Here is a 20,814-nt window from a genome sequence, read left to right on the forward strand (position 1 = left end):
CCGGTTTTCGCGTTTGCGGTGCTAGCGTGAACCCATGCGCATCCGCCTGGACATCGCCTACGACGGCACCGACTTCCACGGCTGGGCCCGCCAAAAAGGCGACGTGCGTACCGTCCAGGCCACGATCGAGGACGCGCTCACCCTCGTGTTACGCACGCCCATCACGCTCACCGTCGCCGGGCGTACCGACGCCGGTGTTCACGCCTCCCGCCAAGTAGCCCACGCCGACATCCCAGCTGAGAGCCTGGATCAGCGCTCGCTCGGCGGCGATCCGGCGCAACTTGAGCGTCGATTAGCAAAGCTCCTCCCCGAAGACGTGCGGGTCTTCGCCGTGCGGGAGGCACACCCGCTTTTCGACGCCCGCTTTGCCGCCCTCACTCGCTCCTACACCTATCGGGTGACCACCAACCCGGCTGGCGCACTGCCGACGCGCTCGCGGGACACCGCAGTGTGGGGCAAGCCGATCGAGTTGGACCGAGCGCAGGCGGCGGCGGACATCCTTGTCGGATTGAAGGACTTCGCAGCCTTCTGCAAACCGCGGGAGCACGCGACCACGATCCGGGACGTGCAAGCGTTTACCTGGCACGATGTCTCCACCGCGCATGAGCTGTCGCTGTACGAGGCGCGCATTACCGCCGACGCCTTCTGCTGGAACATGGTCCGCGCCCTGACCGCCGCCTGTTTGACAGTGGGGGAGGGCAGCCGCGACCTGGATTGGGTCACGGGCCTGCTGGGGAAGGACGCGCGGGACCCTGAGGTCCGGCTCGCTCCCGCGAAGGGCTTGACGCTTACCGACGTTTCCTACCCCCGCGACGAAGACCTTGCCGCCCGAGTGGATATCACTCGCGACCGGCGCACTCTGTAGGCGGGTGGAAAGTTCTGCGCGGCGGAAAGTGCTGCGCGGCGGAAAATCTGGTGTCATACCTGGGGCGTGAACACCACCTCCGGGAGGCTGCGGTTCAGCGAGCGGAAGCGGGATCCGTTGGAGAAACTGAATTCAAGCATCGGGCCGTTGACATCGATCGTCGCGCTCCCGTGACTGACCAGTGAGTGGCAGCTCGAGCAGAGCGGGATGAGATTTTCGATGTCGGTCGCACCGCCGTCGGCCCATTCGCGCAGGTGGTGAATCTCGATATAGCGGGAGTGCGTGCACCCCGGCATCGCGCACTGCCGCCCCCACACGTCCAGCAATGCGTTGACCTGGGCGTCTGATGCTAATCGACGCTCCCTTCCGTAGTGCATGGTCAAACCCGACTTGCTCAGCAAGTGGCAGCGCGCAATCGCGTCGTTGACGTAGGTTGCCAGAGCGCGGGACGGGATTTGGGGATTCTCGGGCATCCAGGACCGGCCGTCCTCCGTAATCATGAAGGTCACCTGAGCCCCCGGGGCGCGTACGGCGCTGATGGGCAGAGACCGGACCATGCTAATCATGGTGAGAAATGCGGGGTAGAGGTTCTCTTTTACCGGCGGGCCGAAGCGGCTGGGCACCCGCAGAACCTTGTCTGCGGTGAGCTTGGTGTCCTTCCGCGGCTCGCGGGTCTGCTCAGCGGGATAGACCTCCTCCACCGGGTCACCGAACGGTTCCAGCAGCGCGAAATCGGCCTCGTCGCCAAAGCTGCCCCAATCGTCGGTAGCCTCGAGCTCCTCTAAGGTGAGTTCTTCTCCCAGGTCAGGGGCGATTGGCTCCACTGGATCCGTGACGTTTTCGTCGCTGGACTCCTCATCTTCCTCGTCCCCGCCCATCTGTTTGAGCAGCTTGGCCATGTTGTCGGCGCTAAGGCCCCCTTGGCCGTTGCCGATCAGTTCCGCAATCTTCAAGGCTGCCCGCAGAAACTCGCCGGAAACAGCAGGCAAGAGAAACTCCCCGTGCAGCATGCCGTCGCGGCGCTCATTGAGTTTGAAATACGGTTCGTCCGGGTCCTTATCCTTTTGATCCTGGTCCTCTAGTCCCGCCAGGGCCTTCTGAAGTTCAGGGAAGGGAAGGCGGCGGGCGAGGTCCACCAGCTCACGTTCGTTCTCGGGCGTCATGAACCGCACTAGGAAGCGGACAACGGTGTATTCGATAGCACCCTCGCGGAAAATGTCGATAAGCAGGGGAAAGTTCTTCAGCCTGCGTGCGACGGAAACGTACTCGTATGCAGTGGAAGTGGGGTAGCCCAGCTCGCGCTCAAGCCAGCGCGCGGTACTGCGGGCGCCGAAATGGCCGGCGAGCTCCAACTCGTCGAAACGCGCGATGTCCAGTAGCAGCATCGCCTTCGCGCTATTGGTGGATTCGTGATGGAGGCGAATCGAGTACACGATCTCGTTGGCGTTGGACACCATCGCGGCGCGAAAAAACGCGGCTGGGACATCAGCTGGTAGCCGGCCAAATTGTTCCAATTCGGTTGTGTACATGGGCTTTCCTCTCGGTAGTCGGCGCTTGGATGGAACATTAGGACAGGCGGCCCACCTCAAAATTTCGGCATGGGAACATGTGTTCGATGGAGGGTGCGCCGGAGTTTCCGCGCGGCAGAACTTTCCGCGCGGCGGAAAAATGGCGTCGGCACGCAGTGCCAACCGCGAGGTGGCGCGGCGGGGGAATAGAATGCGATGGATGACCCAGCCGGGTTGCAAAAGGAGGAACGGATGACAACAGCGGCAGCTGCCTGCTTCGCGGTCGCGTTCTTCCTCATCCCCGGATTCCTTGTCGCCTTGGTGTCTGGGTTGAGAGTGCCGGCTGCTGCTGCGGCGGCGCTGCCGGTGACGTTTGGTGTCATCGGCATGAGCGCGTGGATGTGGGGTCTCACGTCCGCGCCGTTCAACCTGTGGACATACGGGGTGAGCGTGGCGCTTGCGATCGGCGCGGCGGTTCTTTGGCGCTACCTGCTGGTAAAACGACCAGCGTGGACCGCGCCGCCGAAGGTTAGTGGGGCGGAGCTAGAGGAGTACGTCGCGAAGCCTTGGTGGCGTCGTGGCTTCACTCCAGAGCTTTCTTGGATCCTGCCGGCACTGGGAGTGGTGGCGGGTTCGTGGATGCTCGTTGCGGACAGGCTTGGCTGGCTTGTGCGTGCCCCGCACGGCACATACAACATCGTCCAAGGCTGGGATGTGCAGTGGCATGCGAACCTGGTGCGCTTCATCATGGATACTGGTGTCGCATCCCCAACACGGATGGGCGAGCTGCAGAACATTGAGACCCACACGCAGTTGTTGTACCCGTCCGCGTACCACGCAGGCATTGCGCTTTTCGGAGAGGCAGCTGGGTTGGACCCCATCCCGGCACTCAATATCGCGCAGGCGGTTTTGCCCGGGGTGGCGCTGCCGCTGACCATGGCGTGCCTGGTGTTCGCGTTCATGCGCTCAACTGGTGTGACCGCGCAGATTGCCGCGGCGTTTGCGGCGGCGGCAATCTATGCCGTGCCACAGGTTGCCTGGATCCCGGATTACGTGGGCATGTGGCCCTACCTATTCGCAATGTCGCTTACTGGCATTGTGGTCTGGCAGTTCGTCGCCACGCCTCGAACGCCTGCTGGGGCGCTGCCAGCGGCCCTTGGTTTCCTTGGCGTGCTCACCGCGCATCCTTCCGCGGTGACAGTGGTGGTGCTGTGCGTGGCCTTGAGCTGGCTCACCTCCACCCTGGTGCGGCCTGTGCGCTCCCGTCTTGTGGACACGCTGTGGATTGGGTTGCCCGCAATCGGTGGCACACTGGCTTTCCTGCCCCAGATCTTCGCCGGTTCGGAGCAGGCGGAAGAAGTCTCCGGCTGGGAGGCGTCAGAGGCAGCCGCAAAAACTGATGCATGGGCTAGCTCGTTTTTCATGGACACCCGCCATGTCAGCGAGTTCTTCCCGAATTTTGACCCCACCATCGCGCTGTGGCTTGCCCTCGCCGGAGCTCTAGTCTTGGTGTTCTTCCGTGGGCAAGTGTGGCCGGTGCTGTTCTACCTTGTCAGCCTCGCTGCCGCCGCGAATTCGACCCAGCCACTGGACGGTTGGGTGGGGCGCGCGCTGGCCATGATCGGCAACGTGCATTACAACACCCCGCACCGCCTGATTTTGCCGGTGGCTATGTGCGTAGTTGCCGCGGCAGCGATCGGTGTCGCCGCTGCACTACGCCTGATCACCCTCGCGCCACTTGCGGCGCGCAAGACCTCCACGGCCTGGACGGCGGCTACCACGGCTGCGTCCGTCGCGCTGGCTGCCGGTATCGGCGCAGTAGCGGCACCGCAGCTGCATGCGGCTGTCATCGAGGGAGCTCAGCGGGCATACGTCGCCCCGCGTGAGGACGGCCGAATGGTCAACGACGATGACCTCGCGGCGTTCGCCTGGCTTGCGTCACAGCCCGCGGCGTTCGAAGGCACGACGTTGGGCGATCCGGCGGACGGCCACTCGTGGCTCTATGCGGTCACCGGAGTGCCCACTGTTTCGCGCCACTACCTGTGGCCCGCTGGTGGCAGCGGTGCGGACACGGCGCTCGGCGTGTACGAGTCTGACTCGGCCGGTGAGGGCCTGCGGGGTGCGCCAGGGGCGGCGAATGCGATTGACCGCGCGCTGGCGGGTCTCAAAGTGAAGTTCTACATCACCAGCCCCGGATCTTTCTGGTACTGGCAGCACCCGCTGAACAAGCTGGACACCGGCATGTGGACCGCGGAGGGTACCACGCCGGTGTACCGCAAGGGGCAGGTCGTCATCTTCGCAGTGAACGAGGAGTTCACCGCAGCGGAGCTGGAAGCACTGCAGCAGGATGCGCTAGAGCACGGCTCGGAGCCGCTGGATAGTCCCCGCCCGGCGGAGAGCGCCGCGGCGGGCTAAGGTGGGTGAGCCCGGTTCGGGGGAATCGGGGCCATTCACATAGACATCTGGGGGGACCACGATGGGGAAGCGTCTGCAGCCCACAACAAAAGTGCAGGTATCCGGCCACCGTTTCATGCGCCGGCGAGTTGAGCACGGACTGATTTTCGGCGATGTGCGCATGATCCACGATCCGCTGGCCACCCGCCGCCGGGCGATGGTCTTCGGCATGGTCGCCGTGGTGATGGTCGCCGCCGTCATGGGGCTGTTCGCCTGGATGCGCCCCAACCCGGACCCGCTCGACGCGCCCATCTTGCGGGCCTCGGACGGGGAGCTCTACGTGCGAGTAGACGACGTGGTCCACCCGGTGACCAACCTGACTTCGGCGCGTCTTGTCGCGGGCACTGATGCGGAGCCACAGCGCATCGGTGACGAGGCGTTGTCGAAAACTATCCGCGGCGTTCCCGTCGGCATCGTGTCCGCACCGTCGCTTTTCGCCCCAGGCCATGGCACTGAGCTCATCCCTCCGGATGCAGACACGTGGTCCGTCTGCACCGCAGAAAGCGAGGTGGTGGTGCGTGCTGGCGCTGCGCCGGAGGCAATCGTCGAAAAGCAAGCGGTGCTTGCCACCGCCGATGGCCGCGACTGGGTGGTCACCGCGGAGGGCCGCACCGAGCTTCCAGGGAGCGATTCCGCCAGCGGGAGGATCCTGCGGCGCGCGCTGCACATCGACACCCGCACGCCACGGTGGGCACCGCCAGCCCAAGTCCTCGCGGCAATCCCGGAGCTCCCGCCGTACACTTTCCCGTCGCCGCTCCCGGAAGTCCTGCTTACCGACACCGGCGCGTGGGCGCTTGATGCCGTTGGCGGCATCAAGGAGGTCACGCCGTTCCAGGGGCAATTGCTTATCGACGCAGGCTCCCCAGCCACAGAAGTTCCCCGCCCCGGCCTCGCCGCTTTCGCCGACGCCACGGACCAAGCGGAATTGCGGCTGCCACAGCGTTCGCCCGAGTGGATTGACCCTGATGAGGCAGCGATTTGCGCCGTGGGCGGCGCAGCGGCGGCAACGTGGAGCATTGCGGAGGCGCTGGAAGGAAGCGCGGAACTGTCCGGCGACGCCGTGGCCACACGGTTCGTTGGCCCCGCCGCCGGTGCGGTTGCGGTGGACACCGGACGCGGATTGCACGTGGTGGGAGCAGCCGGTTTGCGCCACGCAGTGCCGGAGCGCGAGACCCTGGAAATGATCGGTGCCCACCGCACTGATGATGTGCCGTGGGCAATCCTGAAACTGCTCCCAGAAGGTGCAGAGCTCACGCGCCGGGCGGCGCTCGCGGCGCTGTACTAGACGGCGCTAGACGTAAATCCCGTACTGGGCGTAGGTTGCTTCGCGCGCCCGCGGTGCGCAGATGCCCGCAACGGAGAGGAACACTAGCGCGAGCACCATCCGTGACCACCGCCGCGAAGAATGGTGGACGGGGTGTTCCGCCGGCTCGATGACAACCGGCTGGTACTCGAATTCAGGCGCAGGTTCAGGCGGGGGCGGCAGCATGCTGAGCAGTACCAGCGGATCAATCGCGCCCCAATTCGGCTCTGCGGCCGCCCACACCATGTCCCGGATCTGCGCGGGCGTGAGGTACGGGTAGCGCTCCCGCAGCAGCGCTATGGCGCCGCTGACCACCGGCGCGGCGAAGCTGGTGCCCGTATATGGGCGCAAACCTTCTGTCGCCCAAGTGCCGGTGGCCCACCCGCTGCCGTCGGAAGCAAGTGCCACCTCGACGAAACCGGGCGCGGCGACGGCCCCGGAGGGCGCGATGATGGAGTAGTCGGCGAGCCCGTAGTCCGCATCAAGGGCACCGACTGCGATCACCGTCGGGGAGTGCGCGGGGATCACCGCGTAGCCCTGCTCGCACTTGGGGCTGGCGTTGCCCGCAGCTGCGACGACGACCGCACCCTCCGCTTCTGCGCGCGCCAGCGCGTGCTCGATGCCGCTGGTATCTAAACGCGCCGCTACGCTCTGCGGGATGCATGAGACGACGGAAATGTTGATCACGCTGGCGTGTTCGTCGAGGGCGTGATGGATAGCGTCGGTAAGCGTCTGCAGGCTCCCAGCCCCAGGTGCCTCCTCGCCTCCCTCGAGCGGAGTGCGGTAGTAAGCGGAGGACTGGCGGATGTTCAGGATCTCCGCGTCCGGTGCGATGCCGCGGGACGTGCCGGCGATGATGCCGGCGACCACGGTGCCGTGACTATCGCAATCCAGGTGGGTGGCTGGTGCCCACGGGTCGATGAAGTCGTGACCAGGAATCACTTGGTCCAGCTCTGCGGTGGGAGCGATCCCGGTATCAATCACCGCCACGCGCACACCAGCACCGGTGGCGAACTGGCGCAGCAGGGCAAGGGAGGGATCCGCGGGCGGAAGCTCCTCCACTCCGATGTGCGCGGGCACGGCGCAGGCGTAATCCTGCGCGTGTGCGTACGGCAGCGGGACGGCTGCGAAAGAGAGGACACTCAGCGCGCTGGTCAGGGCGCTAGTCAGGGCGGCAAGGCGGTACGTACGCATGGTTACAGCCCCCTGATCAGCGCGAAGAGGCCGGTTAGATGCACGGCGAGCGGGATGACAGCGATAATCGCAGCCATCTCCGCTCGCTCAAACCACACGACGGTGGTTGGCTCGAGCTCGCTCAAGCGCGGCGCCCACAGCGGGGCTGCTGCTGCGGCCGTTGCGCCGAGCGTTGCGACGGCGATAAGGGCCGGGTGCGATGCCGAAGTGCGCGCGGTAGCAACTGCTGCGCAGATCACCGCCGCCAACGCGGCTGCGGCCAGCGCCGCGCGGGCAGTGGGGTAATGCTGCCGGAGGGCATGCAAACCGAACGCGCCCGCAGTGCACAGGCCGAACACGGCTACCCAAGCGTCGGCGTGCCAACCCAGCGCAGTCAACGCCGGAATGGTGCACGCCGCGGCGGCGAGCGACATCGAGCCGGCGATAGCTACAGCGCGTACGCTGCGTGCGTCCACATCCATTTGGTATCCGTCGGCAGTGTCAAAGTCCTCCCCGGCAGTGGGGATGCGCGGGACTTGGAGTCCGGCAGCCCGCGTTGCGGCACCCGGGGTGGCCATGACCACGAGGATGCTCGCTAACGCGGCGAGCGCCGCCGGTGCGGTGGTGGCCGGCAGCCAGGCACCCAAGGCGGAGACACCCGCGGTGACGCATGACGTCAACACAAACGTCACCGTCGCGGGTGTCGCGAGGCCGAGCATGGCGCCCGCCCCCACCCCGGCGGCGGCGGTGAGTACGCCCGCCAGCGCACCGAGGGCGGGGTCGACGGCGCTGATCCACGCACTCGGTGGCCCGGCGACCCACGTGCCTGCCGCGGCTCCCAGCGCAAACGGAGCCGGCGCGAAGAGCTGGGTGGAGCGGCTGAGCGCTGCCAACACCACCAAGCTCAAGCCGCTGACGGTCAAGGCAACAGGTAGCGGGGCGAGCGCATACGCCACAACTCCAATACCTGCGGCGCCGACAATGCCGGCGGCCGTATCCACGCCGCGTACCTCGCCGGCGGTGCCGGCGACCGCCCGCAGCGATTCTGCGGCCTCACGCACAACCGGCGGTTCCGGCTGCTCCACGGGGGAGAGGGTGATTATGCTGCCGTCGGCAAGCTTGAGCCTGTGCAACGGCGTATGCATGTCCAGCGGCATGCCGGCGGCGGTGGATGCCACCCAGGGCCGGTGGATCTCTGGAATGTCGATGAGACGCGCGAGTTCCGGCAGAACCTCGGCGAGTGTGGATGATGTGGGCAATGTGACATCGATGTCGCGATGTAGAGTGACCACGCTGACGCGGACGGTGACGCGCACAACGTGGTACGCCGATGTGGCAACCAAGTTGAATCCCCCCAGGGCACATAGTGCGCGGTAACCCCCATGTACCGCGCGGTGGTTCAGAGTATGGCGTAGAGTATCCGCCACGTCCACAGATTGGGGGTCCGGCTCGGGGGAGCCGGCATCTGCGGAAGGCATCTCAACCGGGGGAAGTTGCTCATGCTCGGCCTCGACCACAATCCAGTTATTGCGCCCGCTGCAGTGGTGGGCACCGACGACGTACCGCCGCTACCTGCGGGAACGTTGCGCGCGGAACCGGTTCCGCCGGCGCAGAAAGATCAACCCATCCCGCTCATCCGGGTGCTTATCCCCGTGATCATGGTGGTGGCCATCGGTGCGGTGATGGCGCTCATGGCCCTCTCCGGGCGCGGCGTGAGCCCGATGATGCTGATGTTCCCGCTCATGATGCTGGTGGGCATGATCGCCATGTTCAATCCTTCAGAAGGGCAGGGCGATATCGACGAAACGCGCCGGGTGTACCTGCGGCACCTTGACGCGTTAGCGGTCCGCGCTCGAGCAAACGGCGATGCCCAGCGCACGCACATGACGTACCTGCACCCCGCGCCGGCCGAGTTGGCGCTGAGCCTGCCCACCGTCCGCGTGTGGGAGCGACTGGATACGTCGCCGGAAGCACTCCAGGTGAGGGTGGGCACGGGCACTGCCGCGTTGTGCACACCGATCGATGTGGATGACCCGGGTTCGCCCGAGGACTTGGACCCCGTGTGCGCCGTGAGCCTGCGGCGCACGGTGGCCACGGCGAGCGCTGTGCCGGCGATGCCGATTGTGGTGCAGCTTGCCGCATTCGGATCTGTCACACTTGCCGGTCCGACGGCGGAAGCAGTGGCGCGGTCGATGCTGTGCCAGCTGGCCGTCTTCCACGGCCCGGAGCTGGTGGGCGTTGACACGACCCGGACCGGTTTCGCGTGGGCGAAGTGGCTGCCGCACGCGAAGGCACCGGAAGACGGTGCGTTTCGGGTGGCGTTTATCGATGCCACGTTCCACCCCGCCCGCGCCTCCCATGCCGGGGCGGACCTTGCGCCGAGCTTGAGCCCGGACGAGTGCGATTGCGTGATCACGTTCCACCCGGATCCGGACTTCTACGTGGATGAAGACGCGCTGCACCTCATCTGCACCGATGCCGTCACGGCGCTGACCGCCACAGGCCCAGAACGCCTCGGCGCGCCGGACGCGTTCAGCGATGCTGAGGCCGCGCTGGTTGCGCGGCGGCTGGCGTTCTACCGCCGCCCGGAGGGGGCGACGAAAGAGAAGGGCGCGGACGTGCTGGCCATGCTGGGCTTGGACCGCCTGGGGGAGAGTCACGGCGAGCTGGGGGACATGGATGTGACCGATGCCGATGTGGCGGCGATGTGGCCAGGCCGCGAAGGCACGCGGCAGCGGCTCACAGTGCCCATCGGCGCAACCCCGGAAGGTCGCGCGGTGTTTCTGGACATCAAGGAAGCCGCCCACGGCGGTGCCGGCCCGCACGGGCTCTGCATCGGCGCAACGGGGTCCGGAAAGAGTGAGCTGCTTCGCACGCTGGTCATCGCCCTGGCGGCCACGCACTCGCCGGATGAGCTCAACCTGGTGCTCGTGGATTTCAAGGGAGGCGCGACCTTCCTCGGCTGTGAAGGGCTGCCGCACACCTCCGCCGTGATTACCAACCTCGAGGATGAGGCGGTGCTGGTGGAGCGCATGTATGACGCGCTGTCGGGTGAAATGCACCGTCGTCAAGAGCTCCTGCGGAAAGCCGGCAACTACGCCAACATCACCGACTACACCGCGGCACGCCTTGCAGGTGCTGCGGGATCGGAGGGCACGCCGCTTGACCCGCTGCCTGCGCTTGTAGTTGTGGTGGATGAGTTCTCCGAGCTACTCACCCAGCACCCGCACTTTGCGGAGCTGTTCGTGGCCATCGGCAGGCTGGGGCGATCGCTGGGCGTGCACCTATTGCTGGCCTCCCAACGCCTGGAGGAAGGCAAGCTCCGCGGGTTGGACTCGCACCTGTCCTACCGCATCGGCTTGAAAACCTTCTCTGCGGGCGAATCCCGCCAAGTCCTGGGCGTGCCAGATGCGTACGAGCTGCCCAGCGAACCAGGTTCCGGCTACCTCAAGGCCGCCTCGCCGGAGCTGGTCCGGTTCCGCGCCGCCTACGTTTCCGGGCCGCTCACACGCCGGGTGGTGCAGCACCGCGCAGCCGAACACGTGGAGGTACGCCCCTTCACCGGCTGGGACGCCTCCGAGCGGGAGTGGGAGGAGCAGATGCTTGCCGACGACGCCGAGACCATCACCACCGACCCCTCCACCACCGTCGTGGACGCTGTGGTCGCCCGAACCCGCGCGCTTGCCCAGCATGCCGGGATGCAGGCGCACCAAGTGTGGTTGCCGCCGCTGCCGGATCGGATGGAACTGCACGAATTGCAGCCGGGCGGTGTGGACTACGGGCACCTGCGCATTCCTGTCGGCATTGTGGATGAGCCGTACCTGCAGCGGCAGGACACCCAGGTAATCGATCTGGGCGCTTCCGGCGGGCACCTCGCCATCGCCGGTGGTCCGCAGACCGGTAAGTCCGAGGCGCTGAAGACTTTGGTCGCATCGCTGGCGCTCACCCACACCACCGACCAAGTGGCGGTGTATGCCATCGACGCCGGCAGCGGCGGGCTGCATGAGTTGGAGACGCTGCCGCACGTGGCGGGTGTAGCGGTGCGCGCGGACGAGGAACGGGTGCGCCGCGTGGTGGATGAGGTGGTTGGTTTGATCGACGACGCCGCAGCCGCCACACCCGCACCGCAGACATCGGCGCCGAGGCGGGAGACGCTGCTGATTGTGGACGGCTGGCACGCGCTTTTGGCCAGCGATTCCAAGCTGGAGGATTTGCGCGACCCGCTAACCCGCGTCGCCTCCGAGGGCCCGGCAGCAGGCGTGCACCTGGTCTTGACCACGCAGCGCTGGAGTGCGGTGCGCACCGGCGTGCGCGACCTGGTGGCCACCAGGTTGGAACTGGGGTTGACGGAGCCGCTGGACTCCCTCATCGACCGCACTGCCCAAACCAACCTGCCCGCGCGCCCCGGGATTGGGCTGACACCGGAGGCGAAGGTGATGCTCTTCGCCCGAACGAGTGCGCAAGACCTCGCCCACGTGGCGCGCGTGACGGCGCAGCAGCCGCGGGTGCCGGCGCTGAAAGTCTTGCCTGCGCACGTCACGGTGCAGGATCTCCTGGAAAGGGAACTCGACGGCCCCGCCATCCCAATCGGCGTGGGCGGGCCGAGACTAGAGCCGATCGCATGCGCTTCCGGCCACCTGCTAGCTATCGGCGCCACGGGTGCCGGCAAATCCACAGTGATTGCATGTGCTATCGAGGCGATCGGCGCGATGCCGCGCGAGGAAGCGCGGATGGTGATTCTGGACCCGCGCCGGGCACACCTGGGCAGGGCGAACGAGGACATGGTGGCGTTCTACGCGGCCTCCGCCAGCGCCATCGCTGACGCCGTGCGGGCGCTGTGCACGACGCTCACGGCACGCTTGCCAGGAGCGGACATCTCGGCGAAGCAGCTCGCGGAACGCTCCTGGTGGAAGGGCCCGGAGCTGTACCTGGTCATCGACGACATTGACTTGGTGGGGGATCCGGTGCTCCGAGACGTGGAGGCGTTGATACCTCACGCTCGCGATATCGGCCTGCACGTGATCTGCGCCCGCAAGTTCGGCGGGGTCTCCCGCGCGCTGTACGGCGGATTCCTGGGCGCGCTGAAAGACCTGCTGCCGGACGTCCTGCTTCTGGACGGCACCCGCGAAGAAGGCGCGCTCTTCGGCGTGCGCCCCTCCGCTCAGCCGCCGGGCCGCGCGACGCTGGTGCAAGCGGGCGATGTGGTGGGCACGGTCCAGTTGGCCGCGCCCTACGAAGAGGGTGCATCACTGTGACGCACGCCGACACCGCCGATGCCCTCCGCATCACGGTGACTGACACCGCGACGGTGTTCTCCGGGGCTGCAAACCTGCACCGCTTCGACGCGCCTTCCGCACGCGATATCGCCGCCTACATCCGCCACGTCTTCGGACCGCACCCGGGCGGGGCGGAGGTCCACCTCGCGGCATCGCCGGAGCGCTGCCGGGAGATTGAGGCCGCACTCAAGGGCTACGACGTTTCCCTCACTTTCGCCGACCCCGGGGACTTCAGGGAGGCTGTGCGTGCCGACGAAGGATTGCCCCGCGCCGCGGACACGCTGGGGCTGCACAGGCCGACAGATGCGGTCGAGGAAGACCGCCGGGCGCTGTGGATTATCGGCATCGCTGTCACCGTCGTGGCCGTGGCCTGCGCGATCGCCGTGGTGGTTACCGCGCGGTCGTTGTTTGGGGCGCGCGAGGTTGCCGAGGCGGCGGGCGAAACGCCAACCGTTGTGGCTACCACAGCGACTACAACCGCGCCGGTGGAGACGCTGACGGGTGTGACGCGGACGTCGATAAGCGAAAAGCCCCCGGCGACCGTGGTGCACGAGCGGGACGGGGTGCGGGTTGAGCTGCCTGCAGGTTTCACCCTGGAGCGGGAGGGGGACATGTGGCGCGCGAGCGGGCCAGTCCCTGATTTTCGTTTGCACATTGCGGTCGATGACCTGTTCACGCTCCCGCCGGAGACGATGGCGGAGCACGTGCGGCGCGAGGTAGAGGCGGATCCGCAAACGGAGATGGTGGCCACGGACGGGTTTGCGCTGACGTACCTGGAGCGCCCGGGGGATGGGTCCGAGGTGCTGTGGAAGACGTGGCCGCACGGCACGCACCAGATTTTTCTGGCGTGCCAGACACGCGGGGTGCCTACGCGGGTGCAGCAGGCGACGTGCGAGATGGCGATGCGCTCCGCGGAATATGCCCCGCTAGCTGGGGATTTAGCGGCCCAATAAAAAAGTTTCGGCGGGGATGGAACCGAAGCGGGGTTTTCAACGTCAGATACATGAACAGTTCAACGCATTCCGGCTGTTCTTACCTGACACTTCTTCGAGGGGGAAGACAACACCATGAGCCAATTCGCAACAGAAGCCGAGGTCATGCGCGCGACCGCGGACCACGCGGACGCCGTCAACGCAGATGTCAACCGTGAGATTGACCGTATCCAGGACGTCGCCCAGGCACTCCGCGGGTCCTGGGAGGGTCGCGCACAGCGCAGCTTCGACGAGCTGATGCTGAGGTATGACGATGCACAACGACGCCTGGGGGAGGCGCTGAACGCGATTTCCGTGAACATCCGCGACAACGCGAAGCACTACGAGAACACCGACGTGACCAACACTGAGGGCCTCGACCGTCTCGCATCCACCTCCGGCCTGGCGCTTTAGAAGTAAAGAAAGGACTTTTCAGCCATGCACATTAAGTACGACTTCGCCCAGATCGCCAACGCAACTTCCGACATCCGTTCTTCCGCGGTGCGCATCAACGGCCAGCTGTCGGACCTGAAGGACATGATCAAGCCGATGACGGACACCTGGGAAGGCGACGCGGCTGTGAACTACCGCGCGCACCAGGCCAAGTGGGATCAGGCGGCGGAGGACCTCAACCGCATCCTCAACCAGATCGCGGACACCGTCGAGGAGGGCAACAACCAGATGATGGCCGTCAACGCAGCGGCCGCGAACAGCTGGGGTTAATCGGCTGGGGTTAAGACCCGGCTCCGCCGAATCCATCGGGGGGACATGAAACGCCCCGCGCGCTGCCGCCAGGCTCTGGTAGGTGGCGGGCGGGGCGTTTCCGCATTTGTGGGACACACGGCGTTTTGGTCACGGCGGGGGCGTGACGTAGGGTTATACACCTGTGTGTCGCGCGGGCTGTGCAGCCTGCGCACGTTCCATCGGGTCTCCACCGGCCGCCGTTGGAACGCAGGGCGCGCGGCGCTGTACCTGGCCGGCAGCCTCTAGACAGACTTTAAAGGAGTCATGCATGTCTACTTACCACCCGAAGAGCGGTGACATTACCCGTAAGTGGTACGTCATCGACGCAACCGACGTGGTGCTTGGCAAGCTCGCTTCCACCGCAGCTGACCTGCTGCGCGGCAAGCACAAGCCGCAGTTTGCACCGAACGTTGACACCGGCGATCACGTGATTGTGATCAACGCTGACAAGATCCACATCTCGTCCAACAAGCGCGATCGCGAGATGCGCTACCGCCACTCCGGTTACCCGGGTGGTCTGAAGTCCATGACCCTGGGCCGCGCGCTGGATGAGCGCCCGGACCGCGTCATCGAGGAAGCTGTGAAGGGCATGATGCCGCACAACAGGCTTTCCCGTGAGTCCATCAAGAAGCTGCACGTCTTCGTCGGCGACGAGCACCCGTACGCCGGTCAGCAGCCCGAGCCCTACGAGTTTAAGCAGGTGGCACAGTAATGACCGAGCCGAACAACTACGCCGAGGACAACTACGCAGCAGAGGCGCTGGACACCGACATCGATCACGCAACCGCGGCGACCGAGGAGTTCAACTACACCATCGGTGACGCGATTGCACCGGAGGTCGAGGAGACCGAGGGCGAGTTCGCTGAGCCGGTGCAGCTGCACGAGGGCCCGATCCAGACCGTTGGCCGCCGTAAGCGCGCCATCGCCCGCGTGACCGTTACCGAGGGCGAGGGCAAGATCACCGTCAACGGCCGCGACTTCGAGGACTACTTCCCGAACAAGCTGCACCAGCAGGACATCCTGCAGCCGCTGACCCTGCTCGAGCGCGAGGGCCAGTTCGACATCAAGGCAAACATCGGCGGCGGCGGCCCGACCGGCCAGGCCGGTGCCCTGCGCCTGGCAATCGCCCGTGCGCTGAACGTGTACAACCCGGCTGAGCGCCCGACCCTGAAGAAGGCTGGCCTGCTCACCCGTGATGCCCGTGCCGTGGAGCGCAAGAAGGCTGGTCTGCACAAGGCCCGTCGCGCACCGCAGTACTCCAAGCGTTAATCTCGCTGCGGCGCACATTCGCCGCGCATGCTCAAGCTCCCTCCGTACGCCGGGGGGAGCTTTTTGCTTGCCGACGATTGCAAAAACCTCAGTTTTTGTAGGAACCGCAGCCTGGCAGCAGCGGAGGTGTCCGGCATAATTGTGGCTATGACTCGACTTTTTGGCACTGATGGTGTGCGCGGCCTGGCAAATGAGGCGTTGACGGCCTCGATGGCGATGCGCCTTGGCGCGGCCGCGGCGACCGTGCTTACCCGTGACCGCAGCTCGCAGCGTCGCCCGACGGCGCTCATTGGGCGCGATCCCCGCGTCTCCGGCGAGATGCTAGCAGCGGCGATGGCTGCAGGTATGGCCTCCAAGGGCGTGGACGTGCTGCGCGTAGGTGTCATTCCCACCCCGGGCCTGGCGTTTTTGACGGACGATTACGGTGCCGATATCGGGGTGATGATCTCGGCGTCCCACAACCCGATGCCGGACAACGGCATCAAGTTCTTCTCCGCCGGCGGCAAGAAGCTCCCCGACGATGTTGAGGACGAGATTGAGGCCGCGATGGCGGAGCTTTCCGAGACCGGCCCGACCGGCACCGGCATTGGTCGCGTGATCGAGGAGGCTCCGGATGCCCGCGAGCGCTACCTGGCGCACCTCAAGGAGGCCGTAGCTGCTGATCTGAGCGGCATCAAGGTGGTTGTGGACTGCGCGAACGGCGCCGCTTCCAAGGTGGCACCCCAGGCGTACGAGGCCGCTGGCGCAGAGGTCACCGCGATCTTCAACAAGCCCAACGCGTTCAACATCAATGATGGCTCCGGTTCCACCCACATGGAGCAGATCCAGGCGGCCGTGGTGGAGCACGGTGCTGATCTCGGCCTGGCCCACGACGGTGACGCGGACCGCTGCCTTGCTGTAGATGCGCAGGGCAGCATCGTTGACGGCGATCAGATCATGGCGATCCTGGCCACCGGGATGAAGGAGCGCAACGCCCTCGTCGACAACACACTGGTTGCGACGGTGATGAGCAACCTGGGCCTGAAGATCGCGATGCGCGAACAGGGGATTGCGCTAAAGGAGACGGCCGTGGGCGACCGTTACGTGCTCGAGGAACTCGGTCGCGGCGACTACTCCCTGGGCGGCGAGCAGTCCGGCCACGTCGTGCTGCCTGCCTACGCGACGACTGGCGACGGCACCCTGACCGGCCTCATGCTCATGGCCCGCATGGCAGAGACCGGGAAGAGCCTCGCCGAGCTGGCTAGCGTGATGACGGTGCTGCCGCAGGTGCTGATCAACGTGCCGGTGTCCGACAAGGGCCGCATCCTGCACGCACCCGAGGTGCAGGAGGCAATCGCCGCCGCGGAGCACGAGCTTGGCGACGACGGCCGCGTGCTCCTGCGCCCATCCGGCACCGAGGAGCTCTTCCGCGTGATGGTGGAGGCAGCCGAGGAGGAACAGGCGCGCAAGGTTGCCGGCCGGCTGGCGGCCGCGGTCGCGGCGGTTTAATCTAGGCGCGGGTAAAAAAGTTTCGCCGGCGAGGGAACCGGCGGGCGTTTGGGGGAGTCTGAATAGGGGAAGACTATTCAGACTTGGGCCGGTGTGAGCCGGCCCAAACAACATCATTGGGGGTAAGACGTGGGCACTCACGTTGGGCCAGATTTAGACACCGCGGTGGTGCGTGCTTTCTACGACGGAGCGATTGCCACCTACGAATCTGCAGCGCACGCATTGGATGCAAACCGGGTTGAGGTCCATCCCGCGGACTTCGGCGAAGGGTTTGCTGACCGCGGGGCGCGCATCGCTGACGCGCTGGAGCGCCTGCACGGGACCACGCTTGAGTATCTCGAGTCACGTTCCCGCACGTGGGAGAGCATCCTCGCGCTCGCGGACGATGTGGATGCACTCGATGCCGCTAACGCCGCAGCCTTCGGGCGGGTGAACGGGCTGTGATGGGGGCAGGTGCAACGGCGCAGACCACGGTGAGTGAAGCGGTGGCAATGGTCAACATCGCACCCGGGGTAAGCGCAGGACAAAAGGCCGCGGTGGCATCCGCTGGCAAGGATGTCATTGGGCAGGTTAAGCGGTGCAGCGGCCAGGACTTCACCCGCTTTCGCGGGGCATCGCTCACTATTGGGCTGGCCGGCTGCGGCGGCGCACGCGGAGAAGTGGCCCGCCGGAACACCCGGGTGTCCGTACCACGCGGCGCGGAGAGCTGGTTCCTCGAGGTGGGTATCACTCGTCGGGAGCGTGCGGATGCCGCGAAGACGAAATCGCACTTCGATCAGGTGGACACGGTGAGTAAGCAGATCCGCAACTGCTGTTCCGCCATCGAGAAGATCAAGTCCACCATGCGTGCGAGCGTGGAAATGCTGATTCGCCCCGCCAAGCGCATGCTCGAAATCGTGCTTAAGTTCGCGCTGACCAAGCTCATTCCCATAGCAGTGGAGCTGGTGCTCAAGGCGATCAAGTGGGCGCTGGACATCACCCGGGATGGTAACGGCCTTATCGAACTCATCCTGGACGGGATGTGCGATTGCCTCGAAGACGCGGCAGGCAACAAGGCCGACCAGCCGGTGCGGTACCGGGACAACAAGTGCCACTACGAGGAAGCGCCGGGCAAGCAGACCGACACTGTGGCGCCACCGCCAGCGCCGACACCTGCCCCAAACCCGGGCCCTGTCACTGGACCCGCTCCGTCGCCCGCGCCGACGGTGACGCTGCCGCCGGAGCTCCCCTCGGCACCAACGCCGGCGCCGACGCCGACTTCACCGCCGCCTGCTACGACTCCGCCTACCGTGACACCGCCACAGAGCAAGGTGTTCGAAGTGCCGAGGGTGACCGAGGTAGAGCAGCTGCCTGCGCCGCCGGCATCCCAGGTGCCAGCTGGGGAATCCCCGGCTATGCAGTATAAGGAACCTCCCGCGCTGAATCCGGAGGGGAGTGAGCCAGCGGGGACTACAACGCCGGCCGGCAGCCCGCCGACTGCGACCGCGCCGGTCGCAACCGCACCGACTCCGAGCGCGCAGGCGGGGGTGAGCCCGCTTCCCGCCCAACCTGCTGCTCCGCAGGCGGTCCCGCCGACGAAGTCCTTGTTCCAGGTGCCTACGGTCTCAAGCGTTCCCGGCGCGGCGCAGCAGTCGCCGAATGCCCCGGTTACCCATGCTGGCATCCGCCCAGGTGCTCCCGACACCCAGGCGGGCCCAATTGACCGGCTTTGCCGCTGCGAGCCTGCAGCGCCGGATGACGCCAAGCAGGCACCGCTGGAGCAGCCGGACACGTCGAAAGGTCCCGGGGAGTCGAAACAGCCTGAGCAGGTGCTGCCTGATACGGAGGGTCCGGGGGTCGTCGATAAGCAAGAAGCCCAGCCGGACGCCAAGCGAGCACTGACGTTTACCCTGAGCTTCGATTTCGGTCTTGAGCTCACCGTCAATGCCCCCCTGGATGCCGTGGATTGCGGGATCGCCGAGACTATTAGTCCGGCAAAACCGGAGGTGACGGCAAAGATCATGGTGGGGCCGCTGGCGCAGGCGGGTGTGGCCGCGGTGCAAGGGGGCATTGAGCGCCTGCGCACGCTGCTGCATGAGGTGGTTGCGTGCCCGGGTGCGGAGTGCGGGACGCATGCTCCTGCTGCCGAGGCCTCAACGGTTGCGGCCGGGACGGCAACGGGTGGGGGAGTCGCTTCGCCACCACCCGAGTTAGCAAAGGTGGAGGAACCGCCGGCTCCGCCCAAAAAGGTGGCTAACGGTAATTCTGCGCCCACCATTGGGGCGGGGTCTTCAGGTGGTGGATCTGGGGTGCCGTCCGGAACCGCTGCCCCGCCACCTGCACCGTCGGCACCTGCACCGGCTGCACCGCCGCCCGCTGCACCTGGTCCGGCCGCTGCACCTGGTCCGGCCGCTCCGGCTGCGACACCAGCGTCCACCGGCGGTAGGGCAGGCGTAAAGGTTGAGGCGACACAGCACGTCAAAACATGGGGAATGAGAAAATTGGGGGATTGGTAATGGATTTCATCGAGTTCGCGGAGATGTACCAGCGGCGCACCGCCAAGCGCTTGCAGGACTTCGAAGCGGTACTGCGCGACACGCAGAAGAAAATGGAGATTACGGCGCAGCAGCAGGCGCTGTCGCGCGAACTGCACCCGCAGCGTCCGCCAGCCCACATTCCGCGTGGGGAGTACGGTATGCCGCGACGTCGTGAGCGGCCGCAGGGCCAGGTGAAAGCTGTGCTGCGGAGGGAGGGGCCGGGTTCTGGCGGAAACCCAGCTGAGGCATAAACCCACCTGAGGCATAACCCCACCTGAGGCAGAAAAAGGCCACCCGCGGTCTGCATCGCGGGTGGCTAAGGCGAAAGCTAGAAGAGAGAGAACGCGGAATCGTCTCGGGTCAGGCCGGCGGCCTTTGCCAAGTCATCCCCAACCATGGAGGTGATGCCCTTGCCGGATGCCTCCGGGTCGGAGTAGGCCGCGTACTTCTTCTCGCCCTCCAGCTGGTGGAGCAGAAAACCGGTGATGAGCGCGCGAGTGGTGGCCTGGTTCTTCGAGTCGGACTTGCCAAGGCCGATCAGGCGGGACGCGAACGTGTCTTCGGAGAAACCGCGCTGCTCACCCTTCTTCACGGCGCGGTACGCAACCTCGCCGGCCCAGTTGTAGGCCAGCTTGGCGGGGTTGCCCGGGTTGAGCAGAGAATCGCTGTCTTCACCGGGGCCGATGACAAGGCCCGGGATGAACAGGTTGCGCGCGGCCTCCACGGCGGAGGGGGCAACGTTAGCCGGGTACGCGGCGGCAACAGCGCGCACCTTCTTGTTATCCACCGCGGCAAGTACTGCTGCGCCACCGCCCATGCCGTGGCCCGCGAGGGCGAGCTTGCTAGGGGAGACGGTGATGTTGCCGTTGCCGATGCGTACGCCGGCAAGCACCTGCAACGCGGTCTCCAGATCTGCGGCGAAGCCCTTGTGGTCCGGGGTCAGGCCCGTTTCCGTGTTGGGTGCTGCAACGACGATGCCCCAGCTGGCAAGGTGGCGCAGCGTTTCCACGTATGCCTCGGTGCCGCGGCGCCAGTCGTGGCCGAAGGCTACCGCTGGCAGGTCGCGCCCCTCTGCAGGCGTGTAAACCTTGCCCGGGAGCCCGGTGTAACCCAGGTCGCCTTCCATGACCCGGTGGGGGCCGCGCTTGGACAAGTCAGACAGGTGTTTCAAAGTTGCAGACACGCTCAATAGCCTACTTGATACCTCAGCGTGATTCCTGGGTGCGTTTGGGTGTTTGAAGGGGCGT

At 66.0% G+C, this 20,814-nt stretch carries 17 protein-coding genes; 13 read left to right on the top strand and 4 right to left on the bottom strand.

The window, feature by feature from the left end:
- Nucleotides 1-34: 34 nt before the first annotated feature.
- The gene (gene truA, locus JZY91_RS01435) at nt 35-865 is read left to right on the top strand and encodes a tRNA pseudouridine(38-40) synthase TruA (RefSeq protein ID WP_234948221.1); all 831 of its coding nucleotides are present in this window, start codon (nt 35-37) and stop codon (nt 863-865) included.
- A 53-nt stretch (nt 866-918) separates the two neighbouring features.
- Here the strand turns inward: truA and JZY91_RS01440 are convergent, their stop codons facing one another.
- Nucleotides 919-2,394, bottom strand: coding sequence for an HNH endonuclease signature motif containing protein (locus JZY91_RS01440; protein WP_234948222.1), 1,476 nt, complete (start codon nt 2,392-2,394; stop codon nt 919-921).
- Nucleotides 2,395-2,625: 231 nt separating this feature from the next.
- Here JZY91_RS01440 and JZY91_RS01445 point away from each other — a divergent pair, with 231 nt between their 5' ends.
- Together JZY91_RS01445 and eccB are read left to right on the top strand one after the other, a co-directional pair.
- On the top strand, nt 2,626-4,788 hold the full coding sequence (locus JZY91_RS01445; protein ID WP_234948223.1) for a DUF6541 family protein: 2,163 nt from the start codon (nt 2,626-2,628) through the stop codon (nt 4,786-4,788).
- Nucleotides 4,789-4,849: 61 nt separating this feature from the next.
- On the top strand, nt 4,850-6,112 hold the full coding sequence (gene eccB / locus JZY91_RS01450) for a type VII secretion protein EccB (protein ID WP_370639233.1): 1,263 nt from the start codon (nt 4,850-4,852) through the stop codon (nt 6,110-6,112).
- 6 nt (nt 6,113-6,118) lie between these two features.
- Here the strand turns inward: eccB and JZY91_RS01455 are convergent, their stop codons facing one another.
- The gene (locus JZY91_RS01455) at nt 6,119-7,324 is read right to left on the bottom strand and encodes a S8 family serine peptidase (RefSeq protein WP_234948225.1); all 1,206 of its coding nucleotides are present in this window, start codon (nt 7,322-7,324) and stop codon (nt 6,119-6,121) included.
- Between the two features lie 2 nt (nt 7,325-7,326).
- Nucleotides 7,327-8,646 (bottom strand): type VII secretion integral membrane protein EccD, encoded by a 1,320-nt coding sequence (gene eccD, locus JZY91_RS01460; RefSeq protein ID WP_234948226.1) that lies wholly within the window; start codon nt 8,644-8,646, stop codon nt 7,327-7,329.
- 156 nt (nt 8,647-8,802) lie between these two features.
- On the opposite strand from eccD, the gene eccCa reads away from it, so the two are divergent.
- The 10 genes from eccCa to JZY91_RS01510 all read left to right on the top strand — a co-directional run bounded on the left by eccCa (nt 8,803) and on the right by JZY91_RS01510 (nt 19,818).
- Complete coding sequence (gene eccCa / locus JZY91_RS01465) at nt 8,803-12,558, top strand: type VII secretion protein EccCa (RefSeq protein WP_234948227.1); 3,756 nt, start codon at nt 8,803-8,805, stop codon at nt 12,556-12,558.
- Nucleotides 12,555-13,532, top strand: a complete 978-nt coding sequence (locus tag JZY91_RS01470; protein ID WP_234948228.1) for a type VII secretion-associated protein — start codon at nt 12,555-12,557, stop codon at nt 13,530-13,532. The genes eccCa and JZY91_RS01470 overlap by 4 nt, the downstream gene beginning before the upstream one ends.
- 114 nt (nt 13,533-13,646) lie before the next feature.
- Nucleotides 13,647-13,964, top strand: coding sequence for a WXG100 family type VII secretion target (locus JZY91_RS01475; protein WP_234948229.1), 318 nt, complete (start codon nt 13,647-13,649; stop codon nt 13,962-13,964).
- 24 nt (nt 13,965-13,988) lie between these two features.
- The gene (locus JZY91_RS01480) at nt 13,989-14,273 is read left to right on the top strand and encodes a WXG100 family type VII secretion target (RefSeq protein WP_234948230.1); all 285 of its coding nucleotides are present in this window, start codon (nt 13,989-13,991) and stop codon (nt 14,271-14,273) included.
- A 289-nt stretch (nt 14,274-14,562) separates the two neighbouring features.
- Nucleotides 14,563-15,006, top strand: coding sequence for a 50S ribosomal protein L13 (gene rplM / locus JZY91_RS01485; protein ID WP_234948231.1), 444 nt, complete (start codon nt 14,563-14,565; stop codon nt 15,004-15,006).
- Nucleotides 15,006-15,563 carry a 30S ribosomal protein S9 gene (gene rpsI, locus JZY91_RS01490; RefSeq protein ID WP_234948232.1) on the top strand — a complete coding sequence of 186 codons (558 nt, stop codon included), beginning with the start codon at nt 15,006-15,008 and terminating at the stop codon, nt 15,561-15,563. Before rplM ends, rpsI begins: the two co-directional genes overlap by 1 nt.
- A 147-nt stretch (nt 15,564-15,710) precedes the next feature.
- The gene (gene glmM, locus JZY91_RS01495; RefSeq protein WP_234948233.1) at nt 15,711-17,051 is read left to right on the top strand and encodes a phosphoglucosamine mutase; all 1,341 of its coding nucleotides are present in this window, start codon (nt 15,711-15,713) and stop codon (nt 17,049-17,051) included.
- A 129-nt stretch (nt 17,052-17,180) separates the two neighbouring features.
- A complete protein-coding gene (locus JZY91_RS01500; RefSeq protein WP_234948234.1) occupies nt 17,181-17,495 on the top strand; it encodes a hypothetical protein in 315 nt (104 codons plus the stop codon).
- Nucleotides 17,495-19,546, top strand: coding sequence for a hypothetical protein (locus JZY91_RS01505; RefSeq protein WP_234948235.1), 2,052 nt, complete (start codon nt 17,495-17,497; stop codon nt 19,544-19,546). Before JZY91_RS01500 ends, JZY91_RS01505 begins: the two co-directional genes overlap by 1 nt.
- Nucleotides 19,546-19,818 carry a hypothetical protein gene (locus tag JZY91_RS01510; protein ID WP_234948236.1) on the top strand — a complete coding sequence of 91 codons (273 nt, stop codon included), beginning with the start codon at nt 19,546-19,548 and terminating at the stop codon, nt 19,816-19,818. The genes JZY91_RS01505 and JZY91_RS01510 overlap by 1 nt, the downstream gene beginning before the upstream one ends.
- A 77-nt stretch (nt 19,819-19,895) precedes the next feature.
- On the opposite strand, the gene JZY91_RS01515 is transcribed toward JZY91_RS01510, so the two are convergent.
- A complete protein-coding gene (locus JZY91_RS01515; RefSeq protein WP_234948237.1) occupies nt 19,896-20,750 on the bottom strand; it encodes a dienelactone hydrolase family protein in 855 nt (284 codons plus the stop codon).
- Nucleotides 20,751-20,814 lie beyond the last annotated feature (64 nt).

Source organism: Corynebacterium sp. CNCTC7651 (genome assembly GCF_021496665.1).
In the GTDB taxonomy this organism is placed as follows: Bacteria; Actinomycetota; Actinomycetes; order Mycobacteriales; family Mycobacteriaceae; genus Corynebacterium.

What these genes read in the sequence shown, in the direction of transcription:
- truA (WP_234948221.1), top strand. Translation starts at nt 35, where the DNA reads ATGCGCATCCGCCTGGACATCGCCTACGACGGCACCGACTTCCACGGC.
- JZY91_RS01440 (WP_234948222.1), bottom strand. Translation starts at nt 2,394, where the DNA reads ATGTACACAACCGAATTGGAACAATTTGGCCGGCTACCAGCTGATGTC.
- JZY91_RS01445 (WP_234948223.1), top strand. Translation starts at nt 2,626, where the DNA reads ATGACAACAGCGGCAGCTGCCTGCTTCGCGGTCGCGTTCTTCCTCATC.
- eccB (WP_370639233.1), top strand. Translation starts at nt 4,850, where the DNA reads ATGGGGAAGCGTCTGCAGCCCACAACAAAAGTGCAGGTATCCGGCCAC.
- JZY91_RS01455 (WP_234948225.1), bottom strand. Translation starts at nt 7,324, where the DNA reads ATGCGTACGTACCGCCTTGCCGCCCTGACTAGCGCCCTGACCAGCGCG.
- eccCa (WP_234948227.1), top strand. Translation starts at nt 8,803, where the DNA reads ATGCTCGGCCTCGACCACAATCCAGTTATTGCGCCCGCTGCAGTGGTG.
- JZY91_RS01475 (WP_234948229.1), top strand. Translation starts at nt 13,647, where the DNA reads ATGAGCCAATTCGCAACAGAAGCCGAGGTCATGCGCGCGACCGCGGAC.
- JZY91_RS01480 (WP_234948230.1), top strand. Translation starts at nt 13,989, where the DNA reads ATGCACATTAAGTACGACTTCGCCCAGATCGCCAACGCAACTTCCGAC.
- rplM (WP_234948231.1), top strand. Translation starts at nt 14,563, where the DNA reads ATGTCTACTTACCACCCGAAGAGCGGTGACATTACCCGTAAGTGGTAC.
- rpsI (WP_234948232.1), top strand. Translation starts at nt 15,006, where the DNA reads ATGACCGAGCCGAACAACTACGCCGAGGACAACTACGCAGCAGAGGCG.
- glmM (WP_234948233.1), top strand. Translation starts at nt 15,711, where the DNA reads ATGACTCGACTTTTTGGCACTGATGGTGTGCGCGGCCTGGCAAATGAG.
- JZY91_RS01505 (WP_234948235.1), top strand. Translation starts at nt 17,495, where the DNA reads ATGGGGGCAGGTGCAACGGCGCAGACCACGGTGAGTGAAGCGGTGGCA.
- JZY91_RS01510 (WP_234948236.1), top strand. Translation starts at nt 19,546, where the DNA reads ATGGATTTCATCGAGTTCGCGGAGATGTACCAGCGGCGCACCGCCAAG.